The organism is Microbacterium sp. AC026, assembly GCF_979258475.1.
In genome coordinates, this window is record NZ_OZ409857.1 from 691371 (window position 1) to 717431 (window position 26061).

General features: G+C 67.4%; 26 protein-coding genes and 1 pseudogene. 9 read left to right on the top strand and 18 right to left on the bottom strand.

Going from position 1 to position 26061, the window contains the following annotated elements; translation table 11 throughout:
- Positions 1–133: 133 nt before the first annotated feature.
- From ACZZ93_RS03655 to dapA, 6 genes and pseudogenes are all read right to left on the bottom strand, one after another.
- A complete protein-coding gene (locus ACZZ93_RS03655) occupies positions 134–616 on the bottom strand; it encodes a CinA family protein (protein WP_463510486.1) in 483 nt (160 codons plus the stop codon).
- Positions 613–1188, bottom strand: coding sequence for a CDP-diacylglycerol--glycerol-3-phosphate 3-phosphatidyltransferase (pgsA, locus tag ACZZ93_RS03660; RefSeq protein WP_053095833.1), 576 nt, complete (start codon positions 1186–1188; stop codon positions 613–615). The genes ACZZ93_RS03655 and pgsA overlap by 4 nt, the downstream gene beginning before the upstream one ends.
- Positions 1188–3925, bottom strand: a pseudogene (locus tag ACZZ93_RS03665) (FtsK/SpoIIIE family DNA translocase). The gene pgsA and the pseudogene ACZZ93_RS03665 overlap by 1 nt, the downstream one beginning before the upstream one ends.
- Positions 3926–4006: 81 nt before the next feature.
- Positions 4007–4501 (bottom strand): GNAT family N-acetyltransferase, encoded by a 495-nt coding sequence (locus tag ACZZ93_RS03670; RefSeq protein ID WP_056278507.1) that lies wholly within the window; start codon positions 4499–4501, stop codon positions 4007–4009.
- A 73-nt stretch (positions 4502–4574) separates the two neighbouring features.
- On the bottom strand, positions 4575–6251 hold the full coding sequence (locus tag ACZZ93_RS03675; RefSeq protein WP_463510487.1) for a ribonuclease J: 1677 nt from the start codon (positions 6249–6251) through the stop codon (positions 4575–4577).
- Between the two features lie 68 nt (positions 6252–6319).
- Positions 6320–7297 carry a 4-hydroxy-tetrahydrodipicolinate synthase gene (dapA, locus tag ACZZ93_RS03680; RefSeq protein WP_053095829.1) on the bottom strand — a complete coding sequence of 326 codons (978 nt, stop codon included), beginning with the start codon at positions 7295–7297 and terminating at the stop codon, positions 6320–6322.
- A gap of 112 nt (positions 7298–7409) precedes the next feature.
- On the opposite strand from dapA, the gene ACZZ93_RS03685 reads away from it, so the two are divergent.
- A complete protein-coding gene (locus ACZZ93_RS03685) occupies positions 7410–7949 on the top strand; it encodes an NUDIX domain-containing protein (protein ID WP_463510488.1) in 540 nt (179 codons plus the stop codon).
- Positions 7950–8009: 60 nt separating this feature from the next.
- On the opposite strand, the gene ACZZ93_RS03690 is transcribed toward ACZZ93_RS03685, so the two are convergent.
- Genes ACZZ93_RS03690 through ACZZ93_RS03700 form a run of 3 tightly spaced genes read right to left on the bottom strand, consistent with a single transcriptional unit; the run spans position 8010 to position 10053 of the window.
- Positions 8010–8771, bottom strand: coding sequence for an SDR family NAD(P)-dependent oxidoreductase (locus tag ACZZ93_RS03690; RefSeq protein ID WP_372983635.1), 762 nt, complete (start codon positions 8769–8771; stop codon positions 8010–8012).
- Entirely contained in the window at positions 8771–9247 is a 477-nt protein-coding gene (locus ACZZ93_RS03695) for a dihydrofolate reductase (protein ID WP_053095826.1), read from the bottom strand. The genes ACZZ93_RS03690 and ACZZ93_RS03695 overlap by 1 nt, the downstream gene beginning before the upstream one ends.
- Entirely contained in the window at positions 9244–10053 is an 810-nt protein-coding gene (locus tag ACZZ93_RS03700) for a thymidylate synthase (RefSeq protein WP_320488063.1), read from the bottom strand. The genes ACZZ93_RS03695 and ACZZ93_RS03700 overlap by 4 nt, the downstream gene beginning before the upstream one ends.
- 96 nt (positions 10054–10149) lie before the next feature.
- Between ACZZ93_RS03700 and ACZZ93_RS03705 the strand changes: the two genes are divergently transcribed.
- From ACZZ93_RS03705 to ACZZ93_RS03715, 3 genes are all read left to right on the top strand, one after another.
- Positions 10150–10563 carry a thioredoxin family protein gene (locus ACZZ93_RS03705; RefSeq protein WP_053095824.1) on the top strand — a complete coding sequence of 138 codons (414 nt, stop codon included), beginning with the start codon at positions 10150–10152 and terminating at the stop codon, positions 10561–10563.
- A gap of 16 nt (positions 10564–10579) precedes the next feature.
- Complete coding sequence (locus tag ACZZ93_RS03710; RefSeq protein ID WP_053095823.1) at positions 10580–11146, top strand: DUF4395 domain-containing protein; 567 nt, start codon at positions 10580–10582, stop codon at positions 11144–11146.
- A gap of 85 nt (positions 11147–11231) precedes the next feature.
- The gene (locus ACZZ93_RS03715) at positions 11232–11657 is read left to right on the top strand and encodes an OsmC family peroxiredoxin (RefSeq protein WP_056278497.1); all 426 of its coding nucleotides are present in this window, start codon (positions 11232–11234) and stop codon (positions 11655–11657) included.
- Positions 11658–11663: 6 nt separating this feature from the next.
- On the opposite strand, the gene ACZZ93_RS03720 is transcribed toward ACZZ93_RS03715, so the two are convergent.
- The 6 genes from ACZZ93_RS03720 to ACZZ93_RS03745 form a co-directional block, all read right to left on the bottom strand.
- Positions 11664–12098, bottom strand: coding sequence for a hypothetical protein (locus ACZZ93_RS03720; RefSeq protein WP_082297789.1), 435 nt, complete (start codon positions 12096–12098; stop codon positions 11664–11666).
- On the bottom strand, positions 12098–12838 hold the full coding sequence (gene dapB, locus ACZZ93_RS03725) for a 4-hydroxy-tetrahydrodipicolinate reductase (protein ID WP_463510489.1): 741 nt from the start codon (positions 12836–12838) through the stop codon (positions 12098–12100). Before dapB ends, ACZZ93_RS03720 begins: the two co-directional genes overlap by 1 nt.
- A 70-nt stretch (positions 12839–12908) precedes the next feature.
- On the bottom strand, positions 12909–13511 hold the full coding sequence (locus ACZZ93_RS03730; protein WP_053095819.1) for a histidine phosphatase family protein: 603 nt from the start codon (positions 13509–13511) through the stop codon (positions 12909–12911).
- Between the two features lie 80 nt (positions 13512–13591).
- Positions 13592–14620: an aldo/keto reductase gene (locus tag ACZZ93_RS03735; protein ID WP_053095818.1), complete on the bottom strand. Its 1029-nt coding sequence runs from the start codon at positions 14618–14620 to the stop codon at positions 13592–13594.
- Between the two features lie 215 nt (positions 14621–14835).
- On the bottom strand, positions 14836–17112 hold the full coding sequence (locus ACZZ93_RS03740; RefSeq protein ID WP_053095817.1) for a polyribonucleotide nucleotidyltransferase: 2277 nt from the start codon (positions 17110–17112) through the stop codon (positions 14836–14838).
- A gap of 54 nt (positions 17113–17166) precedes the next feature.
- A complete protein-coding gene (locus ACZZ93_RS03745) occupies positions 17167–19329 on the bottom strand; it encodes a glycosyltransferase (RefSeq protein WP_463510490.1) in 2163 nt (720 codons plus the stop codon).
- 154 nt (positions 19330–19483) lie between these two features.
- Between ACZZ93_RS03745 and ACZZ93_RS03750 the strand changes: the two genes are divergently transcribed.
- Positions 19484–20056 carry a DedA family protein gene (locus tag ACZZ93_RS03750; protein ID WP_463510491.1) on the top strand — a complete coding sequence of 191 codons (573 nt, stop codon included), beginning with the start codon at positions 19484–19486 and terminating at the stop codon, positions 20054–20056.
- Between the two features lie 39 nt (positions 20057–20095).
- Positions 20096–20272: a DUF5302 domain-containing protein gene (locus tag ACZZ93_RS03755; protein WP_091232420.1), complete on the top strand. Its 177-nt coding sequence runs from the start codon at positions 20096–20098 to the stop codon at positions 20270–20272.
- Between the two features lie 60 nt (positions 20273–20332).
- Here ACZZ93_RS03755 and ACZZ93_RS03760 read toward each other — a convergent pair whose 3' ends face one another.
- Entirely contained in the window at positions 20333–21772 is a 1440-nt protein-coding gene (locus ACZZ93_RS03760) for a cation:dicarboxylate symporter family transporter (RefSeq protein ID WP_072591145.1), read from the bottom strand.
- A 161-nt stretch (positions 21773–21933) separates the two neighbouring features.
- On the opposite strand from ACZZ93_RS03760, the gene ACZZ93_RS03765 reads away from it, so the two are divergent.
- The 3 genes from ACZZ93_RS03765 to ACZZ93_RS03775 are packed head-to-tail and all read left to right on the top strand — an operon-like array spanning position 21934 to position 23898.
- The gene (locus ACZZ93_RS03765) at positions 21934–23004 is read left to right on the top strand and encodes an ATPase (RefSeq protein WP_463510492.1); all 1071 of its coding nucleotides are present in this window, start codon (positions 21934–21936) and stop codon (positions 23002–23004) included.
- Positions 22907–23203 (top strand): sensor histidine kinase, encoded by a 297-nt coding sequence (locus ACZZ93_RS03770; RefSeq protein WP_463510493.1) that lies wholly within the window; start codon positions 22907–22909, stop codon positions 23201–23203. The genes ACZZ93_RS03765 and ACZZ93_RS03770 overlap by 98 nt, the downstream gene beginning before the upstream one ends.
- On the top strand, positions 23200–23898 hold the full coding sequence (locus ACZZ93_RS03775; RefSeq protein WP_187249520.1) for a response regulator: 699 nt from the start codon (positions 23200–23202) through the stop codon (positions 23896–23898). The genes ACZZ93_RS03770 and ACZZ93_RS03775 overlap by 4 nt, the downstream gene beginning before the upstream one ends.
- 84 nt (positions 23899–23982) lie before the next feature.
- On the opposite strand, the gene ACZZ93_RS03780 is transcribed toward ACZZ93_RS03775, so the two are convergent.
- Positions 23983–25335: an FAD-binding oxidoreductase gene (locus ACZZ93_RS03780; RefSeq protein ID WP_463510494.1), complete on the bottom strand. Its 1353-nt coding sequence runs from the start codon at positions 25333–25335 to the stop codon at positions 23983–23985.
- An 80-nt stretch (positions 25336–25415) separates the two neighbouring features.
- A complete protein-coding gene (locus ACZZ93_RS03785) occupies positions 25416–26060 on the bottom strand; it encodes an FMN reductase (RefSeq protein ID WP_053095813.1) in 645 nt (214 codons plus the stop codon).
- Position 26061: the final 1 nt, after the last annotated feature.

A 26061-nucleotide genomic window follows, 5' to 3' on the forward strand; every position in this document is an offset into this window, starting at 1 on the left:
CCTCCCAGATCGCCTTCTCGAGGTCTCCCTCGAAGAGACCGCCAGTCTAGTCCTACCGACCTTCACAAAATCTACCTTCGCACGCTGTGCTTTCGGTGTGAGCACATAGGACATAACGGAGCGCACCCATCCCCTATTCCCGCAGAACCCGAGCGAGCATATCGATCGCCGCGTCGACCGCCTGCGCCCGCACCTCGGTACGATCACCGTCGAATCGAAACACCTCCGTCACCGAGGAATCCGGCGTCACCACGGCCACATGCACCGTGCCGACCGGCTGACCGTCAGGTGAGTCCGGCCCCGCGATACCCGTGGTCGAGACGCCGACGTCGGCAGGGGCCCCGTCGACGTTCAACGCACCGCGCGCCCCCGCCGCCATCTGAAGAGCGACGTCGGGGTGCACGGGACCGTGCGCGTCGAGCAGCGCGTCGTCGACGCCCAGCAGCGTGTGCTTCACCGGAGTGGCGTACGCGACGATCGCTCCGCGGAGCGAGGCCGACGCCCCCGGCACGGAGACGAACTCGGCCGCGAGAGCACCGCCCGTCAACGACTCCGCGACACCGAGCGTCCAGCCACGCTCGACCAGCGCGGCGAGCACGGCCGACGCAGATGTCACGAGGGCTGCCGCGCGCCTCGCACCTGCGCGACGATGTAGTCGATTCCGCTCGCCACGGTGAGGATCAGCACGAGGACCATCAGGATCGCGGTCACGAGCAGCCACGGCTCCAGCCCGATCACGACGTGCAACGGAAGCAGCGCCCAGGACAGGGCCACCGCCTGCACTGCCGTCTTGATCTTGCCCATCCAGGCCGCAGCCACGACGTGCTCCTTCGCCACCATGAGACGGTGGATCGTGATGCCCCACTCCCGGATGAGGATGATGATCACCAGCCACCAGTTCAGCTCGCCGAGTATCGCGAGACCGATGAAACCGGCGCCGGTGAGCAGCTTGTCGGCGATCGGGTCCCAGAGCTTTCCGAAATCGCTGACGATCTCGTAGCGGCGGGCCAGATAGCCATCGACCCAATCGGTCGAGATCGCGACGATGAAGAGAACGGCGGCGATCCAGCGGACAGCGATGTCGTCGAGTCCGAACGTGCCACCGATCAGCAGAAGGACGAAGAAGATCACCGCGAGCGGTATGCGCGCGACCGTGATCGCGTTGGGAAGCTGCCGTGGAATGGCCATCAGTCGCGTCCCGTCAGTCCCCAGGCGTCTTCGTCGCCATCGTCTTCAGCCTCGACCACAGGAAGTCCCTGGAACTGCGCCTCGACCGGGTCGTGCGGCGTTCCGGCAGCAGTCGCGGCCGAGGAGGGGGCAGGCGGCTTCGGCGGAGTGTCGTCGCCTCGCAGCTTCGCCATGACCTGGGGCAGCTGTTCGGCCGTCGCCAGCACATCGCGCGCCTTGGATCCTTCTGACGGGCCGACGATCTCTCGCGACTCGAGGAGGTCCATCAGGCGACCGGCCTTCGCGAACCCGACGCGGAGCTTGCGCTGCAGCATCGACGTTGACCCGAACTGCGACGACACGATGAGTTCGGCCGCGGCGAGAAGAAGCTCGAGATCGTCGCCGATGTCCTCGTCGACTTCCTTCTTCTTCGTGGGCTCCAGCGCTTCCTGGACGTCGGCGCGGTAGTCCGGACGAGCCTGACGCGTCACGTGCTTGACGACCGCGTCGATCTCCTTCTCATCGACCCACGCACCCTGCAATCGGAACGGCTTGGACGACCCCATGGGCGAGAACAGCGCATCGCCCTGTCCGATCAGCTTGTCGGCGCCGGGGCTGTCGAGGATCACGCGGCTGTCTGTGACGCTCGTGACGGCGAACGCGAGGCGTGAGGGGACATTCGCCTTGATCAGACCGGTCACAACATCGACGCTGGGTCGCTGCGTCGCGAGCACGAGGTGGATACCGGACGCGCGTGCGAGCTGGGTGATGCGGACGATCGAGTCCTCGACGTCGCGCGGGGCGACCATCATCAGGTCCGCCAGCTCGTCGACGACGACGAGGAGGTACGGGTAGGGCTTGAGCACGCGTTCGCTTCCCACAGGAAGCTCCACCTCGCCGGCGCGGACGGCACGGTTGAAGTCGTCGATGTGACGGAACCCGAACGACGCGAGGTCGTCATACCGCATGTCCATCTCCTTCACGACCCACTGCAGCGCTTCCGCCGCCTTCTTGGGGTTCGTGATGATGGGTGTGATCAGGTGCGGCACCCCGGCGTAGCTCGTCAGCTCCACGCGCTTGGGGTCGATCAGGACCATCCGCACATCCGTGGGTCGGGCGCGCATGAGCAGACTCGTGATCATCGAGTTGACGAAGCTCGACTTTCCGGAGCCGGTGGAACCGGCGACAAGCAGGTGAGGCATCTTCGCGAGGTTGGCGATGACGATGTTCCCACCGACGTCCTTTCCGACGCCGATCGTCATCGGGTGGGTGCTCTTGTGCGCTGCCGGAGACCTGAGCACATCGCCGAGCGCGACCATCTCCTTGTCGGCGTTCGGGATCTCGATTCCGATCGCGCTCTTTCCGGGTATCGGCGAGAGGATCCGCACATCGTTCGATGCGACCGCATACGCGAAGTTGTTGCTCAGCTGGAGGATCTTCTCGACCTTGACGCCGTGCCCCACCTCGACCTCGTACTGGGTGACCGTGGGGCCACGCGAGAAACCAGTGACCTTCGCGTCGACCTTGAACTGCGTCAGCACGCTCGTGATCTGCTCGATCACCTTGTCGGTCGCCTCGGAGCGCGCGACCGGTGGAGGCCCTTCGACCAGAAGACCTGGCGACGGCAGCACGTACGGGGCGACGGGGGCCTGGGGGCCTCGCTCCCCGGCCCTGCCGTGCCGAAGCCGTCGAGACCCGGAAGCTCCGGCATCTCTCCTGTGTCGGACTCGTCGTCGAGCAATGCGGTGGTCTGCTGCCCTGCCAGGGATTCCGTCACGGACCGCACGTCCGTCAGCACCTCCGTCGCCGCGTCGTACGGATCTTCCACGACGACGGCCTGATCGTAAGCCGGAGTCGGCTCGGAGGTCGTCAGCAGCGCGGTGATGTCGTCGGAGCCCAGCGTCCCCTCGTCGGGGTCTTCCTCACGGCCGGTCTTGTTCCGCCGCCACCAGGGAAGGACGTCAGGGTCGTCGACCTTGTCGGACTCGTCGATCGCCGCGGCTTCCTTCACAGGCTTCTCGGTACGCTCAGCGTCGAACATCCACGCGTAGAGGTCGCCTAGGCGCTGCCCGATACGGTTCGGCGGAGTCTTGGTCAGGATCAGGATGCTGAGTCCCGCCAGCAGGGCCAGGACGATATAGGCACCCACCGGAGTGAGATACGAGAGCGGCTCACCGATCATCCAGCCGAAGAGACCGCCCGCTTCGCTGAGCGCAGGCATGCCGTCCCGGGGCTGCGCACGAACGAGCAGTCCGGCGGAGTCGACTCGACCCGCTGCGATGTGGCAGAAGCCTGCCAGGGTGAGTACGAAGAGTCCGAAGCCGATGCCGATGCGCCCGTTGTCGTGGACGGATGAGGGATGGCGGAACAGCCACCCTGCCAGCAGCAGCAGCAGCACGGGCATGACGAAAGCCACGCGCCCGACCAGAAGCCCCACCGAGTAGGCGCTGATGTTCGACGCGACCTCGTTGCCGATGAAGAACCATTCGTTGACCGCTCCGGCGATCGCCAGAAGCACCAGCAGGAAGGGGAATCCGTCGCGCCGGTCATCCTTGTCGAGCGTCTCCGGGCCGAATGCCCGGAACAGACCACCGACGCCGTGGGCGAGCCCGTTCCACGCTCGTACCGCCACCGGAGGCTTGTCGATCTCGTCGATGTACTTCTTCGGCGCAGCCTGGGCCTTCGGCGCAGCCTGCCGCTTCGGGCGAGGCGTGGCGCTCTCGGACGCGCGCGCGGACTTCGTGGTACTCCTGGCCATGCTCTCACGTTACGGCCAGAGGCCGACATTCACCCGTAATGACGCGGCATTCCGGCCGGTTCCCGGGCCCGCGAAGGGAGATCAGGACGTGCGATGCACCATCGTGTCACGGAGATCCCCCGCGTCGGTGACCACGAAACCCTCCGACCGATACAGGGCGTGCGCGAAGTTGTCCCGTTCGACGCTGAGGCTGATCCGAGGGTGCCCCTGCTCGCGCGCGTGGGTGACGAGGCGTCGAAGCAGGGTCCGTCCGACTCCGTGCGCCCGCCAGATCGGCTGCACTCCGATGATGAGCTCGGGCACCGCGGTTCCGACGAAACCGAAGCCTGCGTCGTCCGGCGCGAGCATCCGATACCACGCCGCACCGATGGGTCGCAGATCGGAGTCGAGCGCGATGAACCCGGCATCCGCCGGCCGCATCCACCCCGCGATGTAGCGCCGGTGCTCGACGGCGCTGAGAATCTCATGCCGAGCGCGTGCCCCGCCGGAGCGCCAGTTCGCCGCCTCGACGACCATGTCGCCGAGGAAGCTCCCGTCCGCCTGGTCGGCGGGTCGAATCGAGAAGACGTCCGGCATGGAGTGAGCCTAGGCCGTTCGCGTTACAGCCGAGTGTCGGTCGACTGGGAACCCGCGAACCACCGGGCTCCGATCACGCTTCGATGACCAGTGGGACGATCATTGGACGACGACGGAGCTTCTGGTTGACCCAGCGCCCGATGGTCCGACGGATGACCTGCGAGAGCGCATGCGTGTCGCGCACGCCGTTGCCGGAGGCCTCCTTGAGGGCGGCGACGATCTTCGGGGTGACGTCATCGAAGACGGAATCGTCTTCGGCGATGCCGCGCGCGTGGATCTCCGGACCGGAGATGATGCGACCTGTGGCGGCATCGACCACGACGATCACGGAGACGAAGCCCTCTTCAGCCAGGATCCGACGATCCTTGAGGTCTGCGTCCGTGATCGCGCCGACGGTCGAGCCGTCGACGTACACGAAACCGAGATCGAGCTGGCCGACCACTCGGGCGTCGCCGCCCTTCAGGTCGATGACCGTGCCGTTCGAGGCGATGATCGTGCGCTCGGCCTCGATGCCCGTGTCCTGCGCCAGCTTGGCGTTGGCGATCAGATGGCGGTACTCGCCGTGCACGGGCAGCACGTTCTTGGGTCGCAGGATGTTGTAGCAGTAGATGAGCTCACCCGCTGCAGCATGGCCCGAGACGTGCACCTTGGCGTTCGCCTTGTGCACCACGTTCGCGCCGAGCTTGGTCAGACCGTCGATCACGCGGTACACGGCATTCTCGTTGCCGGGGATGAGGCTCGAGGCCAGGATGACGGTGTCACCCGGTCCGGGCTCGATCGCGTGGTCGAGGTTGGCCATGCGACTCAGAACGGCCATGGGCTCGCCCTGCGAGCCGGTGGACATGTAGACGATCTTGTCGTCCGGAAGGTCGCGGGCCTTCTTGTAGTCGATGAGAAGACCGCTCGGCACCTTCAGGTATCCGAGGTCCTCGGCGATCGTCATGTTGCGCAGCATGCTGCGTCCGAGCAGCGCGACCCGTCGGCCGTGCGCATGCGCGGCGTCGAGAACCTGCTGCACGCGGTGCACGTGACTCGAGAAGCTCGCGACGATGACCCGGCGAGGCGCCTTGCCGATGACCTGATCGAGCACGGGGCCGATCGAGCGCTCCGTGGGCGTGAACCCGGGCACGTCGGCGTTCGTCGAGTCGACGAGGAACAGGTCGACCCCTTCCTCGCCGAGGCGGGCGAACGCGCGGAGGTCGGTGATGCGTCCGTCGAGCGGAAGCTGGTCCATCTTGAAGTCGCCGGTCGCCAGCACGAGGCCCGCGGGAGTGCGGATCGCCACGGCGAGTGCGTCCGGGATCGAGTGGTTGACCGCGACGAACTCGAGGTCGAACGGTCCGACCTGCTCCCGCTGGCCCTCCTTCACCGTGAGGGTGTAGGCCTTGATGCGGTGCTCCTTGAGCTTCGCCTCGACCAGCGCGAGCGTGAGGCCCGATCCGATCACGGGGATGTCGCTCTTCAGGCGCAGCAGGTAGGGAACGGCACCGATGTGGTCCTCGTGCCCGTGGGTGAGGACGACTCCGACGATGTCGTCGAGGCGGCTCTTGATCGGCTCGAAGTCCGGCAGGATCAGGTCGACTCCGGGCTGGTGCTCCTCCGGGAAGAGCACTCCGCAGTCGACGATCAGGATCTTGCCGTCGAACTCGAAGATGGTCATGTTGCGACCGATCTCACCGAGTCCGCCGAGCGGAGTGACCCGCAGCGTCCCCTCGTCGAGAGCTGCGGGTTCTGCGAGCGGGATGGACATGCTGTCTCCTCAGTCGGACACTCCACGCGTCCGTTCGTTCATGGTGACGCGCCTCGGCGCGTGCGTTCTCAGCGGGTCGTGCCGTGCACCTTCGGCAGGGCGCCGCCCGCGGCCGCGTTGCGGTCGGGGCGGAAGTTGGAGAAGTCTGCTCCCGGAACGTCCCTCACGAGATCGAGCTCGTCCTCGATGAGCGCGGCCTCCCACTCTTCGGGACCCACCAGGGGCAGACGCACGCGGGGGCTGGAGATCCGGCCCAGGCCGTGCAGGATGTACTTCGCGGCGACGGTTCCCGGGACATGCGTCATGACCGCGCGCACGAGCGGCTCGAGCCTCTTGTGCTCTGCCGTGGCCGTCGTCAGATCGCCTCGGTTGACGGCGTCGATGATGGTGCGGTACGGAGCCGCCGCGACGTTGGCGGTCACGCCGATCAGGCCGGTCGCGCCGATGGCGAGATGCGGCAGAACATTCGCGTCGTCTCCCGAGAAGTACATGAGGTCGGTCTGGTTCAGGACGCGGCTCACCTCGGAGAAGTCGCCCTTGGCGTCCTTCACTGCGAGGATGTTCGGGTGCTTGGCGAGGCGCAGGATGGTCTCGTACTTGATCGGCACGCCGGTGCGACCGGGGATGTCGTAGAGGATCACCGGGAGGTCCGTGGCGTCGGCCACCAGGCGGAAATGCGTGAGGATCCCGGCCTGGGTCGGCTTGTTGTAGTACGGCGTGACGATCATGATGGCGTCTGCGCCGGCCTTCTCGCTCGCCTTGTAGAGCTCGATCGCGTGCGCGGTCTCGTTGGATCCACCGCCGGTGATGATCTTGGCGCGTCCGGCCGAGACCGACTTTCCGACCTCGACGAGCTTGAGCTTCTCAGGGTCCGTCAGGGTCGAGGTCTCGCCGGTCGTTCCCGTCACGACGATTCCGTCAGCACCGGCGGTGATGACGTCATCGATGTGCTTCTCGACGGCGGGCCAATCGACTTCGCCGTCGGCCGTCATCGGAGTGACGAGCGCGACGAGAACCTGTCCGAAGGGGTTGCCCGAGTGCGTCATGCCCCCAGCGTATCGGTTCGGATGCCGCTCACCCAGACGAGGGACGGCGGATGACATCTCCCCGGACGATCGCGACCATCATCTCGATAGGGATCCACATAGGCTCGACTCCATGGCATGGGTCACACACGAATCGTCGACGGTGTACGAGAACCGGTGGATCGAGGTTCGGGAGGACCAGGTCACGGGGCCCGGGGGCGATGGCATCTACGGTGTGGTGACCATGCGGCATCCGGCAGTCTTCGTCGTCGCACTCGATCACGAGGACCGCGTCTGCCTCATCACTCTCGAGCGCTACACGACCGGAGTCTCGATCGAGATTCCTGCCGGAGGAAGCGACGGCGAAGAACCGCTCGCGGCAGCGCAGCGCGAGCTGCTCGAGGAGACGGGCTTCGTCGCCGAGGACTGGACGGAACTCGGAACGATGAACGCCCTGAACGGGATCGCCCACGCCCCCGAGCACGTGTTCCTCGCTCGGGGTCTGACTCCGTCCGACGACTCCACTCGCACGCAGGCGGAGGAGGGCATCGACGCCGTCACCTGGGTACCGTTCTCCGACGTCCTCGGCATGATCTCCGATGGCCGCATCACCGATGGAGAGACCGTGGCGGCGATCGGATACGCCGGTATCCGTCTGGGCAGATTCCGCTGATCTCCTAGCGCCCTCATTCGCGCACGGCGCGCCCACAGCGGGACGCGGTCGACGTTCAGATCAGACGCGGCCGCGACGTGCGACGCCGGAGGTCAGCGCGCTCGGAAGCAGGGACGCGACAGCGACGATCGCCTTGTAACGCAGCGACGGGATCGAGACGGCCCTTCCGCGCGCCGCGTCACGGAGCGCCTCGCGGACCACATTCCGCGCGTCGAGCCACATGAAGCCGGGAACGCCCTCGTGCCCCGGTTCGAGTCCCATCCGCTCGTGGAAGGTCGTGTGCGTGAAACCCGGGCAGACGGCGGTGACCGTCACTCCGTCGGGTGCGTACTCGACATTCGCCCAGCGGCTGAATCCGATCAACCAGCTCTTGCACGCGGAATACGTGGAGCGCGAGATGAACCCTGCGACGGACGCGACGTTGATGATCCGGCCCCCACGGCCGCGCATCGTCTGAAGCGCCGCGTGCATGAGCCGCATCGACGCCTCGACGTGAACGCGCAGATGGCGCACCTCGTCGTCGATGTCGTTGTCGGCGAACTGCAGCGGGAGGCCGAAGCCTGCATTGTTGATGAGAAGGTCGACCGGATCGGAGACATCACGGAGACGGTCGGCCACGCGCTCGACATCCTCGTCGATCGACAGGTCGGCGGGAAGCACCTCGACCGCGACACCGTGCTCGCTGCGCAACTCGGCCGCCACGACCTCGAGATCGCCGGCGGAACGTGCGACGAGGATCAGATCGGCTCGGCGCCGGGCCAACTGGCGCGCGAACTCTGCGCCGAGGCCGGCGCTCGCTCCGGTGATCAGTGCGGTGGGCATCAGCGCTCGTATCCCAGGAAGCGGAACCGGATGCCGGAGCGCGACGTCTGCCACTCCCCCTCGTTCACGAGCCGCCACCCGGCTTTGGACGGCGCATACGCGTCGCCGGAGACCTCGATGTCGAGCTCGGTGACTTCGAGGCGGTCGGCGTCGGCGATCACCAGGCGGAAGATCTCGGCGCCGCCGATGATCCATACCTTCTCGTGGCCGCGCACCGCGTCCGTGACGGTCGCGGCACGACGGGCGCCGTCCGCGGACCAGTCCTGCTGGCGGGTGATGACGATGTTCTCTCGCCCTGGAAGCGGGCGGAAGCGCTCAGGGAGCGAGTCCCACGTCTTGCGACCCATGATCACGGGAGCGCCGAGGGTGACTTCCTTGAAGTGAGCGAGATCCTCGGGGACGTTCCAGGGCATGCCGCCCTCTGCTCCGATGACGCCGCCGTGCGCCTCGGCCCAGATCAGCCCGACCCAGGTCATACCGCGACCGCCGCCCTGATCGGAGCGTGGTGCTGGTAATCCTCGACGACGAAGTCCTCGTAGTCGTAGTCGAGGATCGACTCGGGCTTCCGGGCGAACCTCAGCGTCGGGTATGGATACGGTTCGCGCGTGAGCTGTTCATTCACCTGGTCGAGGTGATTGTCGTAGATGTGGCAGTCACCCCCGGTCCAGACGAAGTCACCCGGCTCGAGTCCCACCTGCTGGGCGACCATCAACGTCAGCAGGGCGTAGGACGCGATGTTGAACGGGACGCCGAGGAACAGGTCGGCGCTGCGCTGATAGAGCTGGCAGGAGAGCTTGCCGTCCGCCACGTAGAACTGGAACAGGGCGTGACAGGGAGCAAGCGCCATGTCGGGGATGTCCGCCGGGTTCCAGGCAGACACGATGAGTCGCCGGGAGTCGGGCGTCTGCCGGATCTGCTCGATCACCTGAGCGAGCTGATCGATGCTCTCACCCTCCGGCGTCGGCCAGCTGCGCCACTGCACTCCGTAGACCGGACCCAGATCGCCGTCGGCATCCGCCCATTCGTCCCAGATGGTGACGCCATGCTCCTGCAGCCACTTCACATTCGAGTCGCCCCTGAGGAACCAGAGGAGCTCGTAGGCGATCGACTTGAAGTGCACCCGCTTCGTGGTGATGAGCGGGAAGCCCTCGGAGAGATCGAAGCGGATCTGCCGCCCGAAGACGCTGGTGGTGCCGGTTCCTGTTCGATCGGACTTGTGAGTGCCGGACTCCAGCACGTCTCGGAGAAGGTCTTCGTACGGCGTCGGGACGGCTGCGCTCATGTGTGCCAGACTACCCGCCCTGGGGGCTGTCGAGTCGGATCGTCACGATGCGACATATCGGCCCGGGCGGTGCCGGATCGCCCGTATTCTCGACGCATGTCACCCGCCGTCGCCCTTCTCCTCGCCGCAGCGCTGCTCGTGCTCGCCGGCACGATCGGTGTCGTGCTGAGACTTCTCGACGGGCGGCGTCGCGGAGGCGGCCATCTGCGCTTCGATCCGAACGACGCGGGCGTGTCGCGCCTGGGCGCGAGAGCGACAGTCGTGCAGTTCAGCACCGAGATGTGCACCCGCTGCCCCCAGGTACGACGCATGCTCAGCAGCTACGTCGCAGAATCGGAGGGCCTGGACCACGTGGAGGTCGACCTGACGCATCGACCGGATCTGTCGGCTCGATACAAGGTCATGCAGACACCGACGACCTTCATCGTCGACGGATCAGGAGCCGTCCGCGCACGCTTCCATGGCGTGCCCCATCGACACGCGTTGAACGACGCGCTGGCAACCGTATGACGAGGACGGAAAGCACATGACGACACCGGCCGGCATCGATCCCCGCGGCCCGCGATTCGCAGCGACGGTCACGACAGTGCTGCTGCTCGTCGCGACATATCTGGCGCTGGTCGGCATCTCGACCGCACGGACCTTCGGCTGGTTCGCCTATCAGCCGCTCGACTCGGCCGACATCGGCTCGGCCACGTGGGCCGTGACGTCGGCGACCCTTGCACAGCGCGCGCTGGACCCGGGGTTCCTCCTCACGATCGTGATCGCCCTGCTGTTCCTGTGGGGCGTCCTGTCACCCGCGACTGCACCATGGGGCGTCGTGTTCCGCAGGGTCATCCGTCCGAGACTGGCCGCTCCGACCGAGCTCGAGGATCCGCGTCCACCGCGGTTCGCCCAGGGTGTCGGTCTCGTCGTCGTCACGATCGGTCTCGTGCTGCACCTCGCCGGGGTCCCGTGGGCGCTGCCCATCGCGACCGCCGCCGCTTTCATCGCCGCCTTCCTCAATGCGGCGTTCTCCTTCTGCCTCGGATGCCAGATCTATCTGCTGCTGCAGCGAGCAGGCATCCTCGGTCGCGCGGCGTCGACCGCCTGAGCGCTGTTCCGCCGCACGCCCACGCTCGATAGGCTGGCCGCACACGCGACCCGCATCGAGCAGCGCGCGATACAACGGAGGAATCATGCCCGTCACCAGCGAAGCCACCACCACCTGGACCGGATCCCTCACCGAGGGCTCGGGCACAGTCGCGTTCTCCTCGTCGAAGCTCGGGACCTTCCCGATCAACTGGAAGGCCCGCAGCGAGGGCAGCGACACCACCACCACGCCTGAAGAGCTGATCGCCGCAGCCCACGCGTCGTGTTTCAGCATGGCGCTGTCTCACGCGCTGTCCGAGAACGGCACTCCGCCGGAGCGCGTCAACACCAGCGCGTCCGTCACCTTCAAGCCCGGTGTCGGAATCAGCGGAAGCCACCTCAACGTGAACGCGGTCGTTCCCGGGCTCAGCCCTGAGGAGTTCCAGTCGATCGCTGCCGAGGCGAAGGTCGGCTGCCCCGTATCGCAGGCGCTCGCCGGCATCGAGATCACGCTCGAGGCCACGCTCGCCTGACGTCGGTCATCCGCGAGCGATGCGAATCGCCTCGCGGATGCTGGCGCGAGCATCCTTGCGGCGGCCAGCGGCATCCTGGACGACGCCGAGTCGGTAGCGCGCGCGCCAGTCCGTCGGCACCGCATCCGCCTCCCCCGCGTATCTCGCGATGAGCGGGTCTGCGTCGGCACGAGCGATTCGGCCACTCGGCGTCAGCTCGGACTCCGCCGCGGGCATACCGCCCTCGGCATCGAGCTCACGCCCGAGCCGGTCGGCAGCGAACCCGAACTGCATCTCTCGGACGAGCGCCCATGCCCCGATCGGGGCGAGAACGATCAGCGCGATGCCCATGCCGATGGACACCGGTGTGCCGACAGCGAAGAACATCACGGCCAACCAGATGGCGACGGCGAGGTAGACCAGCAGTGCGGCGGCCATCAGGCCGACGCCGATCCGCGACATCACGAGCGGATGCCGATGTCGATCATGCTCTCGAGCCCGACGAAGACGCCGATCGCCTGGGCCGCGAACGGCACCGCGAGACGTATGCCCGGGGCGTAGGCGAGTGCGGGGTCGACCGTGTCATGCGTGAACGTGAGGGACTCACCGGGGCCGGACAGGACGACCTCCTGTTTGGCGATGACGCCGGGACGCCGGAGCGAGTGGATCGGCACGCTGCCGACCTGCTGTCCGCGCGCTCGCTGGTCGGCGTGCGGTGCGCTGACGGGACCCTGTTCGGCGCGTGCGGCGGCGATGAGCTCGGCCGTGCGCACCGCAGTGCCGCTCGGCGAATCCACCTTCGCCTCATGGTGCGCCTCGACGATCTCCGCCGATCCGAAGAACGGCGCGGCTACTGCGGCCAGAGCCGAACCGAGCACCGATCCCAGCGAGAAGTTCGGGATGAAGACAGCCCCGGTTCCGGCGTTCTCCACCAGAGGACGCACGAGTGCGATCCGCTCGGTGGACCATCCCGACGTGGCGACGAGAATGTTGATCTCGCGCTCGACCGCAGCGCGCACGACGTCGACACTGACCTGAGGCGTGGTCGCGTCGATCACCAGGTCCGCACCGTCGAGCTCGGCGAGGTCGCTACGAGACGTCAGCACGCGCGTCACCTCGAAGCCCTCGAGCTCGTCGATCACCGCACCGATGATCGATCCGAGCTTCCCGGTTCCGCCGACGAGTGCTACCTGGGTGGTCATGCGTTCAGTCTATTTCTCGACGTCGATCCGCCCGGCGCGGCGGGCCGGAACTCAGGGAATCAACCGGGAATCAGACGGGCATCGCATCGGGGATGCCGGTGCGCAGCTCGACCGGGAGGTGCCCGGTGTCGTTGTGAGTGAGGAGCGTCCAGGGCCGGCCCTGTTTCTGGGCGATCACCGTGAGGCCGCAGTGCGCCTGGTTCAAGGTCATCCATCGCCACTCGGGGGCACCGAGGACCTCACGCACGAACCACGAGATCACGAAGTTGTGCGTGATGAGAACCTCGTGCACGTCACCCGGTTTGCGCACCAGGAACTCGTTGACCGCGTCGAACATCTGAGCACGCCCGGCATCGAGCTCCGCCTCGGTCACCGAGCCGAAGAACGGTTCGTAGGCGGCCGGGGTCTCGTCGGTCATCCCCGTGGGCACGCAGTCGAACAGCAGTGCGGTCGGCTCTGGATCGACCGACGGGAGCCGCTCGGCGATCGCACGGGCCGTCTCGTTGGCGCGCAGGAGCGGAGAGTGCCAGACGGCGTCGAGCGGGAGTCCCGAGAGCCGATCTGCGATGAGTTCGGCCTGACGCTGGCCACGCGGCGACAGGGGTCCGTCGGCGAGACCGTGCTCGGCGTCCTGATGTTCACCATGTCTGACCAGATATATGTAATGCGTCACAAACTCGCTCGCTTCATCGACAGCGTCCGCCGGGATTCACTCCACCCTATGCCAGGTCTGTGACAGAGGCGTTACGACGCTCAGTTGCCGGCGCGAGTGAGCTCGGTGACCTGTGCGCGCGACAGCGTGACGCCGGCGCCCTGCATCAGCTCGTCGACGTGCTCGGTCGCGAAGGTGTTGACGATGGGCGCCGCGATGGTCCGCTGCGCGAGCAGCCACGCGATGGACACGGCGGCCACGGGAACCTCGAGTTCGGTCGCGACCTGGTCGAGAGCCCGCAGGATCTTCGTGCCACGCCTGTTGAGATGCCCCCGCAGCTGCTCCCCGCGTACGCCCCGCGAGGTCAGCGCCTTGCTGCGGTGGCGACCGGAGAGGAAACCGTGCTCGAGAGCGTGCGACGGCGTGACCGCGAGGCTCTGCGCACCCGCCACCAGACGCAGGTCCCCTTCGAACGGCTGACGGCGGACGAGGTTGTACGGCGAATCGATGACCTCGATGCGTGGGTACCCGGCCGAGGCGAGGATGCGCGCCTCCACGAGCCGCTCGGGTGCGAAGCCGAATGCGCCGAGTGCGCCGATCTTGCCCGCGTCGACCATCCACTCGACCGTCGCGAGGGTGTCCTCGAGATTCGTCGTGCGGTCGAGCGTCGCGTCGAGATACAGCACGTCGATGCGCTCGACGCCGAGTCGCGTGAGCGACCCCTCGACAGCGCGGACGAGGTTCACCGAGCCGAGACCCGGATTGTCTGCGTGAGCACCGATCCGCACGCTCAGCAGGGCGCGGTCGCGTCGCCCTCTGGACTGCAGCCATTGGCCGATGATGTGCTCGCTGCGACCGCCGGAGAATCCGTCGGCGGTGTGGATGGCGTTGCCACCGAATTCGACGTAGCGGTCGAGGATCCCATGGCTCGTCTCGAGATCGACGTTCCAGCCGAACTCCGCCGCACCGAGCATGAGCGGAAAGGTCTCGAGCCCGGTCTCGCCGAGAGGGACGCGGATGGTCTCCCCTATTCCGGGTCCGACGATCGGGATGGGTGCGGACGGGTGCTCTGCGGCGCCCTGCTGCGCGCGATCGGCCGGCGCTCCTGCGCCTACACTGAACAACCGCATATCCTCACCCCCGCGTCAATCGGTGCGTACCGACCTGCGTCACTGCCTGAAATGCACCCCCGGTGCGTACTTCGAGAGTAGGCGAGATCTGCGAACTCCCCGACCAATACGGGGAACGGCGCAAGAACTTCCCATAACGGTTTGATCACATCGGATACGACGAAGCCCGGACCGTCCGTGTGGACAGCCCGGGCCTCGTGTCGAAGCGCTGGCGATTACTCGGCAGCGGCCTCGTCAGCAGGAGCTGCGTCCGCTGCGGGGGCGTCGTCGAGCACGGGCTCGAGCGACAGCTTGCCGCGGTCGTCGATCTTCGTGATCTTCACGAGGATCTTCTGGCCGACGGACAGGACGTCATCGACGTTCTCGACGCGCTTGCCACCGGCGAGCTTGCGCACCTCGGTGACGTGCAGCAGGCCGTCCTTGCCGGGCAGCAGCGAGACGAACGCACCGAACGTCGCGATCTTCACGACGGTTCCGAGGAACTGCTCTCCCACCTCCGGGTTGGTCGGGTTCGCGATCGCGTTGACCTGGGCACGGGCAGCCTCGGCCGAGGGGCCGTCGGTCGCGCCGATGTAGACGGTGCCGTCCTCCTCGATGGAGATCTGCGCGCCGGTCTCGTCCTGGATCGCGTTGATCGTCTTGCCCTTCGGGCCGATCAGCTCACCGATCTTGTCGACCGGGATCTGCACGCTGATGACGCGCGGCGCGGTCGGCGCCATCTCGTCGGGAGCGTCGATCGCGGCGTTCAGCACGTTGAGGATGGTCAGACGGGCGTCGCGAGCCTGGGTCAGCGCGCCGGCGAGCACAGACGACGGGATGCCGTCGAGCTTCGTGTCGAGCTGGATGGCCGTGACGAACTCGCTGGTACCGGCGACCTTGAAGTCCATGTCGCCCAGTGCGTCCTCTGCGCCGAGGATGTCGGTGAGGGCCGCGTAGCGCGTCTCTCCGTCGACCTCATCGGAGACGAGTCCCATCGCGATGCCGGCGACGGCTGCGCGCAGAGGCACGCCCGCGTTCAGCAGCGACAGGGTCGACGCGCAGACGGAACCCATCGACGTCGAGCCGTTGGAGCTCAGCGCCTCGGAGACCTGACGGATCGCGTAGGGGAACTCCTCGCGGCTGGGCAGCACGGGCACGAGCGCGCGCTCGGCGAGGAAGCCGTGCCCGATCTCGCGACGCTTCGGCGAACCGACCCGGCCGGTCTCACCGGTCGAGTAGGGCGGGAAGTTGTAGTGGTGCATGTAGCGCTTGCTCGTGGTCGGCGACAGCGAGTCGATCTGCTGCTCCATCTTGAGCATGTTCAGCGTGGTGATTCCCATGATCTGGGTCTCGCCGCGCTGGAAGATCGCGGAGCCGTGAACGCGCGGGATGACCTGGACCTCGGCGTCGAGCGGACGGATGTCGGCCAGGCCGCGGCCGTCCATGCGCACGCTCTCGGTGAGGATGCGGCCGCGGACGATCTTCTTCGTGACGGACTTGTACGCTGCGGAGAACTCGATCGGGGCTCCAGCGGGCAGGTTGCCTGCTTCGACCGCTTCGATGAGCTGCGCCCTGACGCGGTCCTTGACCTCGTCGTCCTTGCCCTGACGCTCCTGCTTGTCGGCGATCTGGTAGACGTTCACCAGGTCGTCGTAGGAGCGCTCGGCCACGAAGTCGTAGACCTCGCTGGAGTACGGCGGGAAGACCGGGTACACACCCGGCTCCTTCGACGCGCTGGCGGCGAGCTCGGCCTGAGCCTTGACGAGCTGAGCGATGAAGGGCTTCGATGCCTCGAGGCCCTGCGCGACGACAGCCTCGTCGGGCTTGGTGGCGCCGGCCTTGATGAGGTTCCAGCTGCCCTCGGTGGCCTCAGCCTCGACCATCATGATCGCGACGTCTTCGGTGCCGTCGGACTTGGTGACGACGCGACCGGCGACGATCAGGTCGAACACGGCCTCGCTGACCTGCTCAGCCGTCGGGAACGCGACCCACTGGTCCGCGTGCTCGCCGTGGCCGGGGATGAACGCGAGGCGCACACCGGCGACGGGACCCGAGAACGGGAGACCCGAGATCTGCGTCGACGCGGAAGCCGCGTTGATCGCGAGGGCGTCGTAGAACTCGCCCGGGGCGATCGACAGGACGGTGATGACGATCTGGACCTCGTTGCGCAGGCCGTCGACGAACGACGGACGCAGCGGACGGTCGATCAGACGGCAGACGAGGATCGCCTCGGTCGAGGGACGTCCCTCACGACGGAAGAACGAGCCGGGGATCTTGCCTGCTGCGTAGGAACGCTCTTCGACGTCGACCGTCAGCGGGAAGAAGTCGAAGCCCTCGCGCGGGTGCTTGCCTGCGCTGGTGGCCGAGAGGAGCATGGTCTCGCCGTCGAGGTACGCGGCGACTGCGCCCTGAGCCTGCTGCGCGAGGCGGCCGGTCTCGAAGCGGATGGTGCGGGTGCCGAAGCGGCCGTTGTCGAGAACGGCCTCGGTGGCGGTGATTTCAGGACCTTCCAAGAGGTCTCTCCTTCTTTGTTTAGACTCGCGAGTCCGTGTGACGCGCGAGCGCATTCATGAAGGAGCGGATTCAGCCGGATACGGGCGCGCGGGCATCCCCGCGAATCTCACCTGCGCTGGCCACCAGTAGAAAGCCACCCGACGTCGCGCCGAGGAACCCACCACAGGGGACCAGCTCTCCGCCGATCGCTCCATGAGTCGATATGAAGTTGTGCGGTCGACACACGTCGACCTCCTCCAGCCTATCAGCGCGGCCTTGAATGTCCTCCGTTTCCGTCCGCGGCGGGTTCGGTCAGTGGACCTTGACGTCCTGCGGAGCGCTCGATCGTCCGAGATAGACGTAGTCGTCGTGCTTCGCGACCCGGCCATCCCCGGCCGCCCGACCGTGCAGTCGTCGCCACACCCAGGGCAGCGCATGGCGGCGCCACCACAGTCCCGCGCCGATCTGCTCGTTCTCGTGCAGCGCGGCATCGAGCACCCCCAGCGCGTCGGCGTGCGGCACCGAGAGGACCTCGCCCGCGCGATACGCGAGGAATCTGTGACCACGACTGCTGAGGTGGACGAGGTCCTCCCCCAGTTCGGGCGATCCGGAAGCGACGGGTACAGGTCGGTGTCGATCAGGATCGCGCCCGTCCGCGCGGCGATGCCGGACAGTGCCGTGGCGAATGCCGCGAACCTCCTGGTGTAGATCCCGGCCGCTCTCCGACGGGGCAGGAACGGAGTGACGAGCAGCACGTCGGCCCCGATGTCGCGGAGCCGGGTGACCGCGCCCTCGAGCTCCGCGGCGAGCGCGGGCACGTCGACCGTCGACTTAACCAGATCGTTGGCGCCGATCAGGATGGACACGAGGTCCGGCTGCAGTTCGAGCGCTCGATCGAGCTGGGTGCCGCACACATCACGCACACGCTTCGACCGGACGGCGAGGTTCGCATACCGGAGACCTCCGCGTGCGGCGAGCAGCAGGGCGAGCCGGTCGGCCCATCCACGGAGCGCACCATCCGGTGCCGGATCGCACAGGCCTTCCGTGAGCGAGTCCCCCAGCGCCACGTAACGCCGCCAGGTGCGCGCTTGCACCGGGGCGATGGGCTCCGGCCGCGTCAGGCGGCGAGCGCGCGCTCCCTCATCGATCATCCTGAGCTCTCGGGCCTCCTCGTAATGCCCCATCAGCTGAGAACAGACGTTCGCCCAGCTGCGACCCTGCACGGCCTCGCGTCCTGCTGCGCCGAACGCCCGGCGTTTGCGGCCGTCGCCGGTGAGGTCGACCACGCGCATCCGCAGGTCGCCGAGATCGCCGGGACGGTAGAGCCATCCGTCGATTCCCATCCGGACGAGGCCGAGGGGACCGCCGCGACCGGTGGCGACGACGGGCACCCCGCTGGCGTGGGCCTCCTGGAGGGTCTGTCCGAAGGTCTCGCTCTCTCCCGGGTGCACGAACACGTCGAAGGATGCCATGGCTGCTGCGAGCGCGTCGCCTTCGAGGTGCCCGAGGAAGCACGCACCGGGCATCAGGGACTCGAGTCGAGGCCTGCTCGGTCCGTCCCCCACGATCACGAGGCGCGCACCGGGGATCGTCTGCAGCACTGCCAGGTCTTCCACCTGCTTCTCGGGTGCGAGCCTGCCCACGTAGCCGATCACGACCTCGCTCGTCCACTCCGCGCGCAGTGTCGCGCTCCGGCGGGCCGGCTGGAACCGCTCGGCATCCACGCCTCTCCCCCACAGACGGATGCGATCCACACCGAGCTGCGCGAGCTGCTGCGCCGAGTCGGGCGACGGCGCGAGCGTGATGGTCGCGCGCCGATGGAGCCGCGCGATGTGCGATTCGGCGACACCGGTCGCCACAGGGATGCGATACCTCTGCGTGTATGCCGCGACATCGGTCTGGTACGCGGCGACGGCGGCGACGCCGATGTGCTCTGCGGCGAGCGCGCCTCGCCATCCGAGGGCGAAGGGCGAAGCCAGGTGGATGACATCGGGGCGGAAGCGTCGCAGCGATGCCGCGACCTGACGTGCAGGCGGGGTTCCCACGCGCACACTGCGGTACCCCGGCAGCGCGAGGCTGGGGACCGCTTCCACAGCGGCTCCGTGCACCTCCCCGGGGATGCCGGTCCCATCGGGCGCGATCACATGCGCATCATGGCCAGCACGTTCGAGGTGACTGAGGATCTGCAGGACGGATCCGGTGACACCGTTCATGTGCGGAAGGAAGGACTCTGTCACGATCGCGACTCTCACGTCCTCAGGATGCAGCCCTCGACTCCCACCCGAGGCGCGAATCGGGTCGGAGCACCAGAAGTTCACCGGATGCTGGACGGCTCTTCACCGGCTATCCCGGCGTTGGTTCCCGTTCACCTCCGACGACCACGGTGGGAAAGTGTCCACTGAACTGATCGACGGCCCCTGGGCTCTGGTGGTCATGAGCCTGCTCGTGCTGGGCGACTCGTTCTTCGTGGTGGTTCCGGGAGAGATCGCGGTGACCGCGCTCGGCGCCGTCGCATCGACGACCGGCGATCCTCCCCTGTGGTGTGTGATCCTGTGGGCGGGCATCGCCGCGGTCGCCGGAGACGTCACCTGCTATCTCGTGGGTCGCAGCGTGGGCGTCGACAGGTGGCGCTGGATGCGCACGCCCCGAGTGCGCCGAGCGCTCACCTGGGCGCGGCTGCGTCTGGAAGGCGGGACCGCCACCGTGCTCTTCACCGCGCGCTTCGTCCCTTTCGCTCGACTGGCGATCAACCTCATGGCAGGGGCCTCGCGGATCCCGCCGGCTCGGTATCTGCCGCTCGTGACGATCGCGGCGTTCGGGTGGTCCGCCTACCAGGCATCCGTGGGCGCCATCGTCGCCGTGCTGCTTCCGGGAGGCCCTCTGGTCGCTGTCCTCGTGTCCGTCATCGTCGCCGTCGGGCTCGGCGCCGCGATCGATGTCGTGTCGCGCCGAGCACGGAACTGATCCACCCATGCCTCAGATGCGTGCCCTAGGCTGGCGAGCATGAGCACCGAAGAAGGCGCCTCCTCCAGCGAGGAGATGAAGCGCAAGTTCAAGGAAGCGCTCGAGAAGAAGAACGCGCACCACCGGCAGGGCGAGGCCCACCTGGATGGCGACTCCGCCGTCCATGGCGCGCCCGCCCCGCAGACGCGGCGCGAGTTCCGACGCAAGAGCGGTTGACCACACGGATGCGGGAGCCGACTGCCGTCGACTCCCGCATCCCTCTTCTCAGCAGGCAGCTCAGCTTCGCGCCGCGCGCGCCCGTGCCCGCTCCTCCTTCGCCGCCATCTCGTCGAGCGCGGATTCCTTGAGGCCCTGGATGTCCACGGCCGTGCGCTCGTCCGCCATGCCGTGGTCGTCCACGCCGTCGAGCGAGGACTCCTCGAACGGCAGCGCGCCGCTCAGCACCTGCTGCACGCGTTCGCGATCGATCTGGCGCGTCCAGGTGCCGATGAGCAGCGTCGCCACCGCGTTGCCGGTGAAGTTCGTCAGGGCGCGTCCCTCCGACATGAACCGGTCGATGCCCACGATCACGCCGACGCCGTCGACCAGGTCGGGACGGTAAGCCTGCAGCCCGCCGGCGAGGGTGGCGAGTCCGGCTCCGGTGACACCTGCGGCACCCTTGCTGGCGATGATCATGAAGACGAGCAAGCCGATCTGCTCACCGATCGTCATCGGCTGCCCCATGCCGGTCGCGATGAAGAGCGACGCCATCGTGAGGTAGATCGCCGTGCCGTCGAGGTTGAACGAGTATCCGGTGGGGACCGTGATGCCGACGACGGGCTTGGATACCCCGATGTGCTCCATCTTCGCGATCAACCGGGGAAGGGCGGACTCAGATGACGAGGTGCCGACGATCAGCAGGTACTCGCGGGCGAGGTACTTCACCAGGCTGAAGATGTTGACCCGGGTGACGGCGAAGAGCAGGGTTCCGAGCACGACCACGATGAACAGGATGCAGGTGATGTAGAACGCGACCATCAGCACGCCGAGGCTCCAGATCGCGGCGATGCCCGTCTTGCCGACGACCGCGGCGATGGCTCCGAACGCGCCGAGCGGTGCAAGCCACAAGATCATGCCCAGGATGCGGAAGACCAGCTTCTGGAGGTTCTTGACCGCATCCATGATCGGGGCGCCCTTTTCGCCGAGTCCCTGGAGTGCGAAGCCGACGAGCAGCGCGATGAACAGAACCTGCAGCACGCTCTCGCCCGTGAAGGCGGAGAAGAACGTCGTCGGGATGATGCCCAGGATGAACTCCGTGGTGGTCTTCGCCTCGGTCGCTGTCGCGTCATAGCTGGAGTTCGCCATATCGAGGCCCGCACCGGGGTGGATGATGTTGCCGACCACCAGGCCGATCGCCAGCGCGAACGTCGACATGACCATGAAGTAGAGCAGCGCGAGTCCGCCGATCTTGCCGACGGTCGCTGCCTTGGCGATCGAGCCGACGCCCACCACGATCGTGCAGAAGATGATCGGCGCGATCATCATCTTGATGAGAGAGACGAAGCCCTTGCCGATCGGTTCGAGGCTCTGTCCGACCTCGGGCCAGATGAGGCCGACCGCGGCTCCGAGCACGACGGCGATGATCACCGACACGTACAGCCACGTGTGCCTGTCCCATGCCTGCTTGCCGCGCCGCCAATGGAATCCGGGAAGCGAGAACCCTGTCGTGATGGCCATGTTTTCCTCCTTGATCATGAACGTCTTCGTCTCATGCCCTCGGGCGCCCTCGCCTTCGGTAAGCTCACCGTCGCGGACATCACTCGGCAAAGCCATTTGTGGTCGTATTGGTCATTACCGATATGCCGGACTCCGCGATCACCGTCGATCGGAAGGACGCGATGAGACCTGCCCGCAGCATCGCCTCACGGGTGTTCGCCGTGCTCCTGGTCGCCGCGCTCGTCGTGGGAGCTCTGGTCGCCGTCTTCCTCGTGATCGATGCGCAACGCGCCACGCATGCCGAGGCCGAGCGCGTCACGGCGGCGACAGCAGTGACTCTCGCCGTGTCGCCGCTCGTGATCGACACCCTCGAGGCCGGCGATCCCGCAACGGCCACGCAGACCCTCGAGCCCTATGCGCTCGATGTGATCTCGGACGCGGATCTCGACTTCGTGACGATCATGACGACTGACGGCACCCGCGTGACCCATCCTGACATCGAGCAGATCGGGGCGAGATACCTCGGCACCATCCCCGACACGCCTCGAACCTTCACCGAGGTGTTCACCGGCACTCTCGGGCCCTCGGTGCGAACCATCGTTCCGGTACTCGCCTCCGATGGCGAACCGGTGGGCTGGGTCTCGGCCGGCGTGACGACCGAGACCATCTCCGACACCCTGATCCGTCGTCTCCCCCTGTCACTCGGCATCACCGTCGGCCTCATCGCTCTCGGTGCGCTCGGCGCGTGGATCGCTCGCCGGTTCACGCGCGGTATCGCAGGAGATCTGCCGCCGGGTCAGGTGAGGGACGCCGTGTCGTCATACGAATCCCTGCGCACTCTGGGCGACGCGCTGCGCGCTCAGACGCACGAGCACGGCAATCGCATGCACACGGCGGTCGCGCTTCTCGAGCTCGGCCGTAGCGAGGAGGCGATCGACATCCTGACCGAGACCTCGCGCCAGAGTCAGTCGCTCGTCGATCAGGTCACCGCACGACAGGCCGGCGACCCCGCCGTCGGTGCCCTGCTTCTCGGCAAGGCGTCGCAGGCCAGGGAGCGCGGGATCGACTGGCGGGTGAGCATCGACCCGGACACTCCCGCCTCCCCTCTCCCCCGTCGACAGCGTCGCCGTGCTCGGCAACCTGATCGACAACGCCATGGATGCCGCCGCCGCCGGCGCCGAGCGCTGGGTGGGGGTCTCGCTGCGCCCCTCGAAGAACGGCGGAATCGTCCTCGAGGTCTCCGACGGCGGTGACGGCATACCCTCCGACCTGCGCGAGCGCGTCTTCACCCAGGGCTTCTCGACCAAGCCTGCAAACAACCACGGGCGCGGAGTCGGGCTCGCTCTCGTCCGCGCGGTGGTGGCCGGGGTGGGCGGCACTGTGGAGCTCTCCGCTCATCCGACCACGTTCACCGTCACCCTCCCGCCAGCGAGAGGACGCAGGAGCCCATGATCCGCACGCTGATCGTCGATGACGACGCTCTGACACTCGAGCTCCACCGCTCGTACCTCGAGAGGATCGACGGCTTCATCGTGGGCGGCGAGTGCACCGGCGCCAGGGCCGCATTGACCGCCGTGCTCGATCAGCCGCACGACGAGCCGTTCGACCTGGTCCTTCTCGACATCACGATGCCCGACGGCTCCGGCATCGATGTGCTCCGAGGGCTGCGTGCCCGACACGCTGCCGTCGATGTGATCGCGATCACCGGCGTGCGCGATGCGGACACCGTCCGGCAGATGGCAGCTCTCGGCGTCTACCAGTACCTCGTCAAGCCGTTCCCCTTCGCGGTGTTCCATGAGCGTCTCACCGCGTATCGCATCCATCGGGAGCAGGCACGGTCGACGGCCGGAGAGGCGACCCAGGCGGAGATCGATGCGCTTCTCGGGCGCACGACGGGGACGATCCCGATTCCCAAAGGGCTGTCGACCGCGACGCTGCAGAAGGTGACGACAGAGCTGCGCTCCTCCAGCGCCGCGGTCTCGGCGAGCGAGGCCGCCGCGCGACTCGGGATGTCACGCGTGTCCGTACGGAGGTACCTGGAGCATCTCACCGATTCGGGCATCATCACACGCAGCGCTCGCTACGGCGCACGTGGACGCCCGGAGACGGAGTACCGCTGGACGAGACGCGTCGACGGGGACGAATGATGCCGGCGCGGCACCCCCGCCCGTCCCGATCGTTCGAACGACGCGGATCCTTTCCGCTGGATGCGGCCCGGTCTCAGCCCGGTGTCAGCGCGGGAGCCGCCCCTCGTGGATCAGCGAGTCGGGGTCGGCGGCGGCCCTGATGGCGCGAAGGCGATCGATCGACGTCGGGTCACCGCAGCGCTCGAGGGTCTCACCCGGACCCAGGAACGTCGGGACCGTGCACGGGGCGATCGCGTGCGCCAGCACCTCACGGAAGCCCGCCATGCTCGCCTCCCCCGGTTCGCTCGGCACCCCGGGGAAGACGGGCACCAGGGCGTGGAGCAGCCAGCCGACGCCCTGAAGCGTCGCGAATCCGGCGCGTCGAGGATCGTTCAGCGCGCCACCGAGCATCCGGATGTCGATGCCCATGATCGGCCACTGATCCGGCAGCTCGCGGAACCGCAAGAGATCGTCGATCGTCGCGTCGTCGAGCGACGAGAGCGCAGCAGACACGCCTTTGCCCGGCGTCGGTTCGGTGGGTTCGCCGCTCGACGCCGCGACGGTCTTCGGCGATGTGGCCCCCGACATCTCACGACGGACCGTGCCTGCTCGCCGCACCCGCTCGAACAGCTCATCGGCGGATCCGACCGTGGACAGCGCCCGCACGCTGAGGAAGCTGCGTCCGCGGATCTCCTCGGGAAGCTGCGGAGCGTCGGGCATACGCATCGAATTCACGAACACGTTGAGCGATGCCGGGGCCTCTGCGGACAGATCGCGGACGGCCCGCAGCACCGACCCGGCGTCTGCGGCGTCGAAAGTGAGTTCGGTTCCCCACAGCGACGGCGCGGGAACCAGGTCGATCTCGAGGGCCGTCACGATTCCGACGACGCCGCCCGCTCCGCGAAGCGCCCACATCATCTCCGGGTCGCTCTCGTCGTCGACCCGATCATGGGTCCCGTCGCTCCGCAGCACCCACGCGGCCCTGAGGTTGTCCGACCCGAGTCCTGCTGTGCGACTGAACCAGGAATGGCCGCCGCCCAGGGTGTACCCCGCGACGGCGACGACCGGGCTCGTGCCGGCAGGAGCCACCCAGCCCGTTCCTTCGAGCGCCTCGACGACGGCGCCCCAGCGGACTCCGCTGCCGACGCGGACCACCCCCGAACCGAGGTCGATCGACAGCTCGTCGAAGGCCGCCATTCGGACGATGACGGCGTCGGCCAGGTCTCCGCCGGCGCCGTGCCCGGTGGGCTGGACCGCGAGCGTCACGCCCGCGTCGCCAGCGGCGTCGAGAAGAGCGCGCAGATCGCGCAGATCGGCCGGTGCGGCCACGCCCGCCGGATGCTGTTCGATCGCCAGGTTCCACGGACGACGCGCCGCGTCGAAGGATTCGTCGCCGGGGAGGACGAGAGCACCGCGCAGGGCATGCCGCGCGGATTCGAGCACAGAGCGAAGGGCCATGAGGTCACCGTACGACTCCCTTCGGACATCGTCTACGGCCTCATGGCCCTGCGCTCATTCCCGGTCGTGCCGGGGATCGATCATTCGCCGGCGAGACCGCCGAGCATGTGGCCGAACGAACGGCCCTCTCCGAGATACGTCGCCGGGTCGTACGGGTCGGCGGCCGCAGCCACCTCGCGCTTCGCGATCGCCTCAGCCAGCTCGCGAGCGCCCTTCTCGACGCGCTTGGCCAGAGGCGCGACGTCGTCGCCGCCCCCGCCCCAGTCGCTCGACGCCGCGAACACACCGGTCGAGACGGCGTCGGCATGCAGGTAGGCGAAGAGCGGACGGATGGCGTAGTCGATGGCGAGAGAGTGCCGAGCCGTGCCGGCGTTCGCTCCGATCAGCACCGGCTTGCCCGTGAGCGCGTCGGGATCGAGCACGTCGATGAACGACTTGAAGAGCCCGTTGTAGCTCGTCGAGAAGATCGGCGTGACGGCGATGAGCGCGTCCGCCGACACCACTGTGTTGATCGCGGTCTCGAGCGCGGGCGGTGCGAATCCAGTGAGCAGGTTGTTCGTGATGTCGTGGGCGTAGTCGCGCAGCTCGATCACGTCGACGCTCGCCTCGATGTCGTGCCCCGCGAGGGCCTTCACGGTCTCGGCCGCGAGGCGATCCGCGAGCATGCGCGTGGACGACGGGTTCGAGAGCCCGGCAGACACGACGGCGATACGACGAGTGGTCATC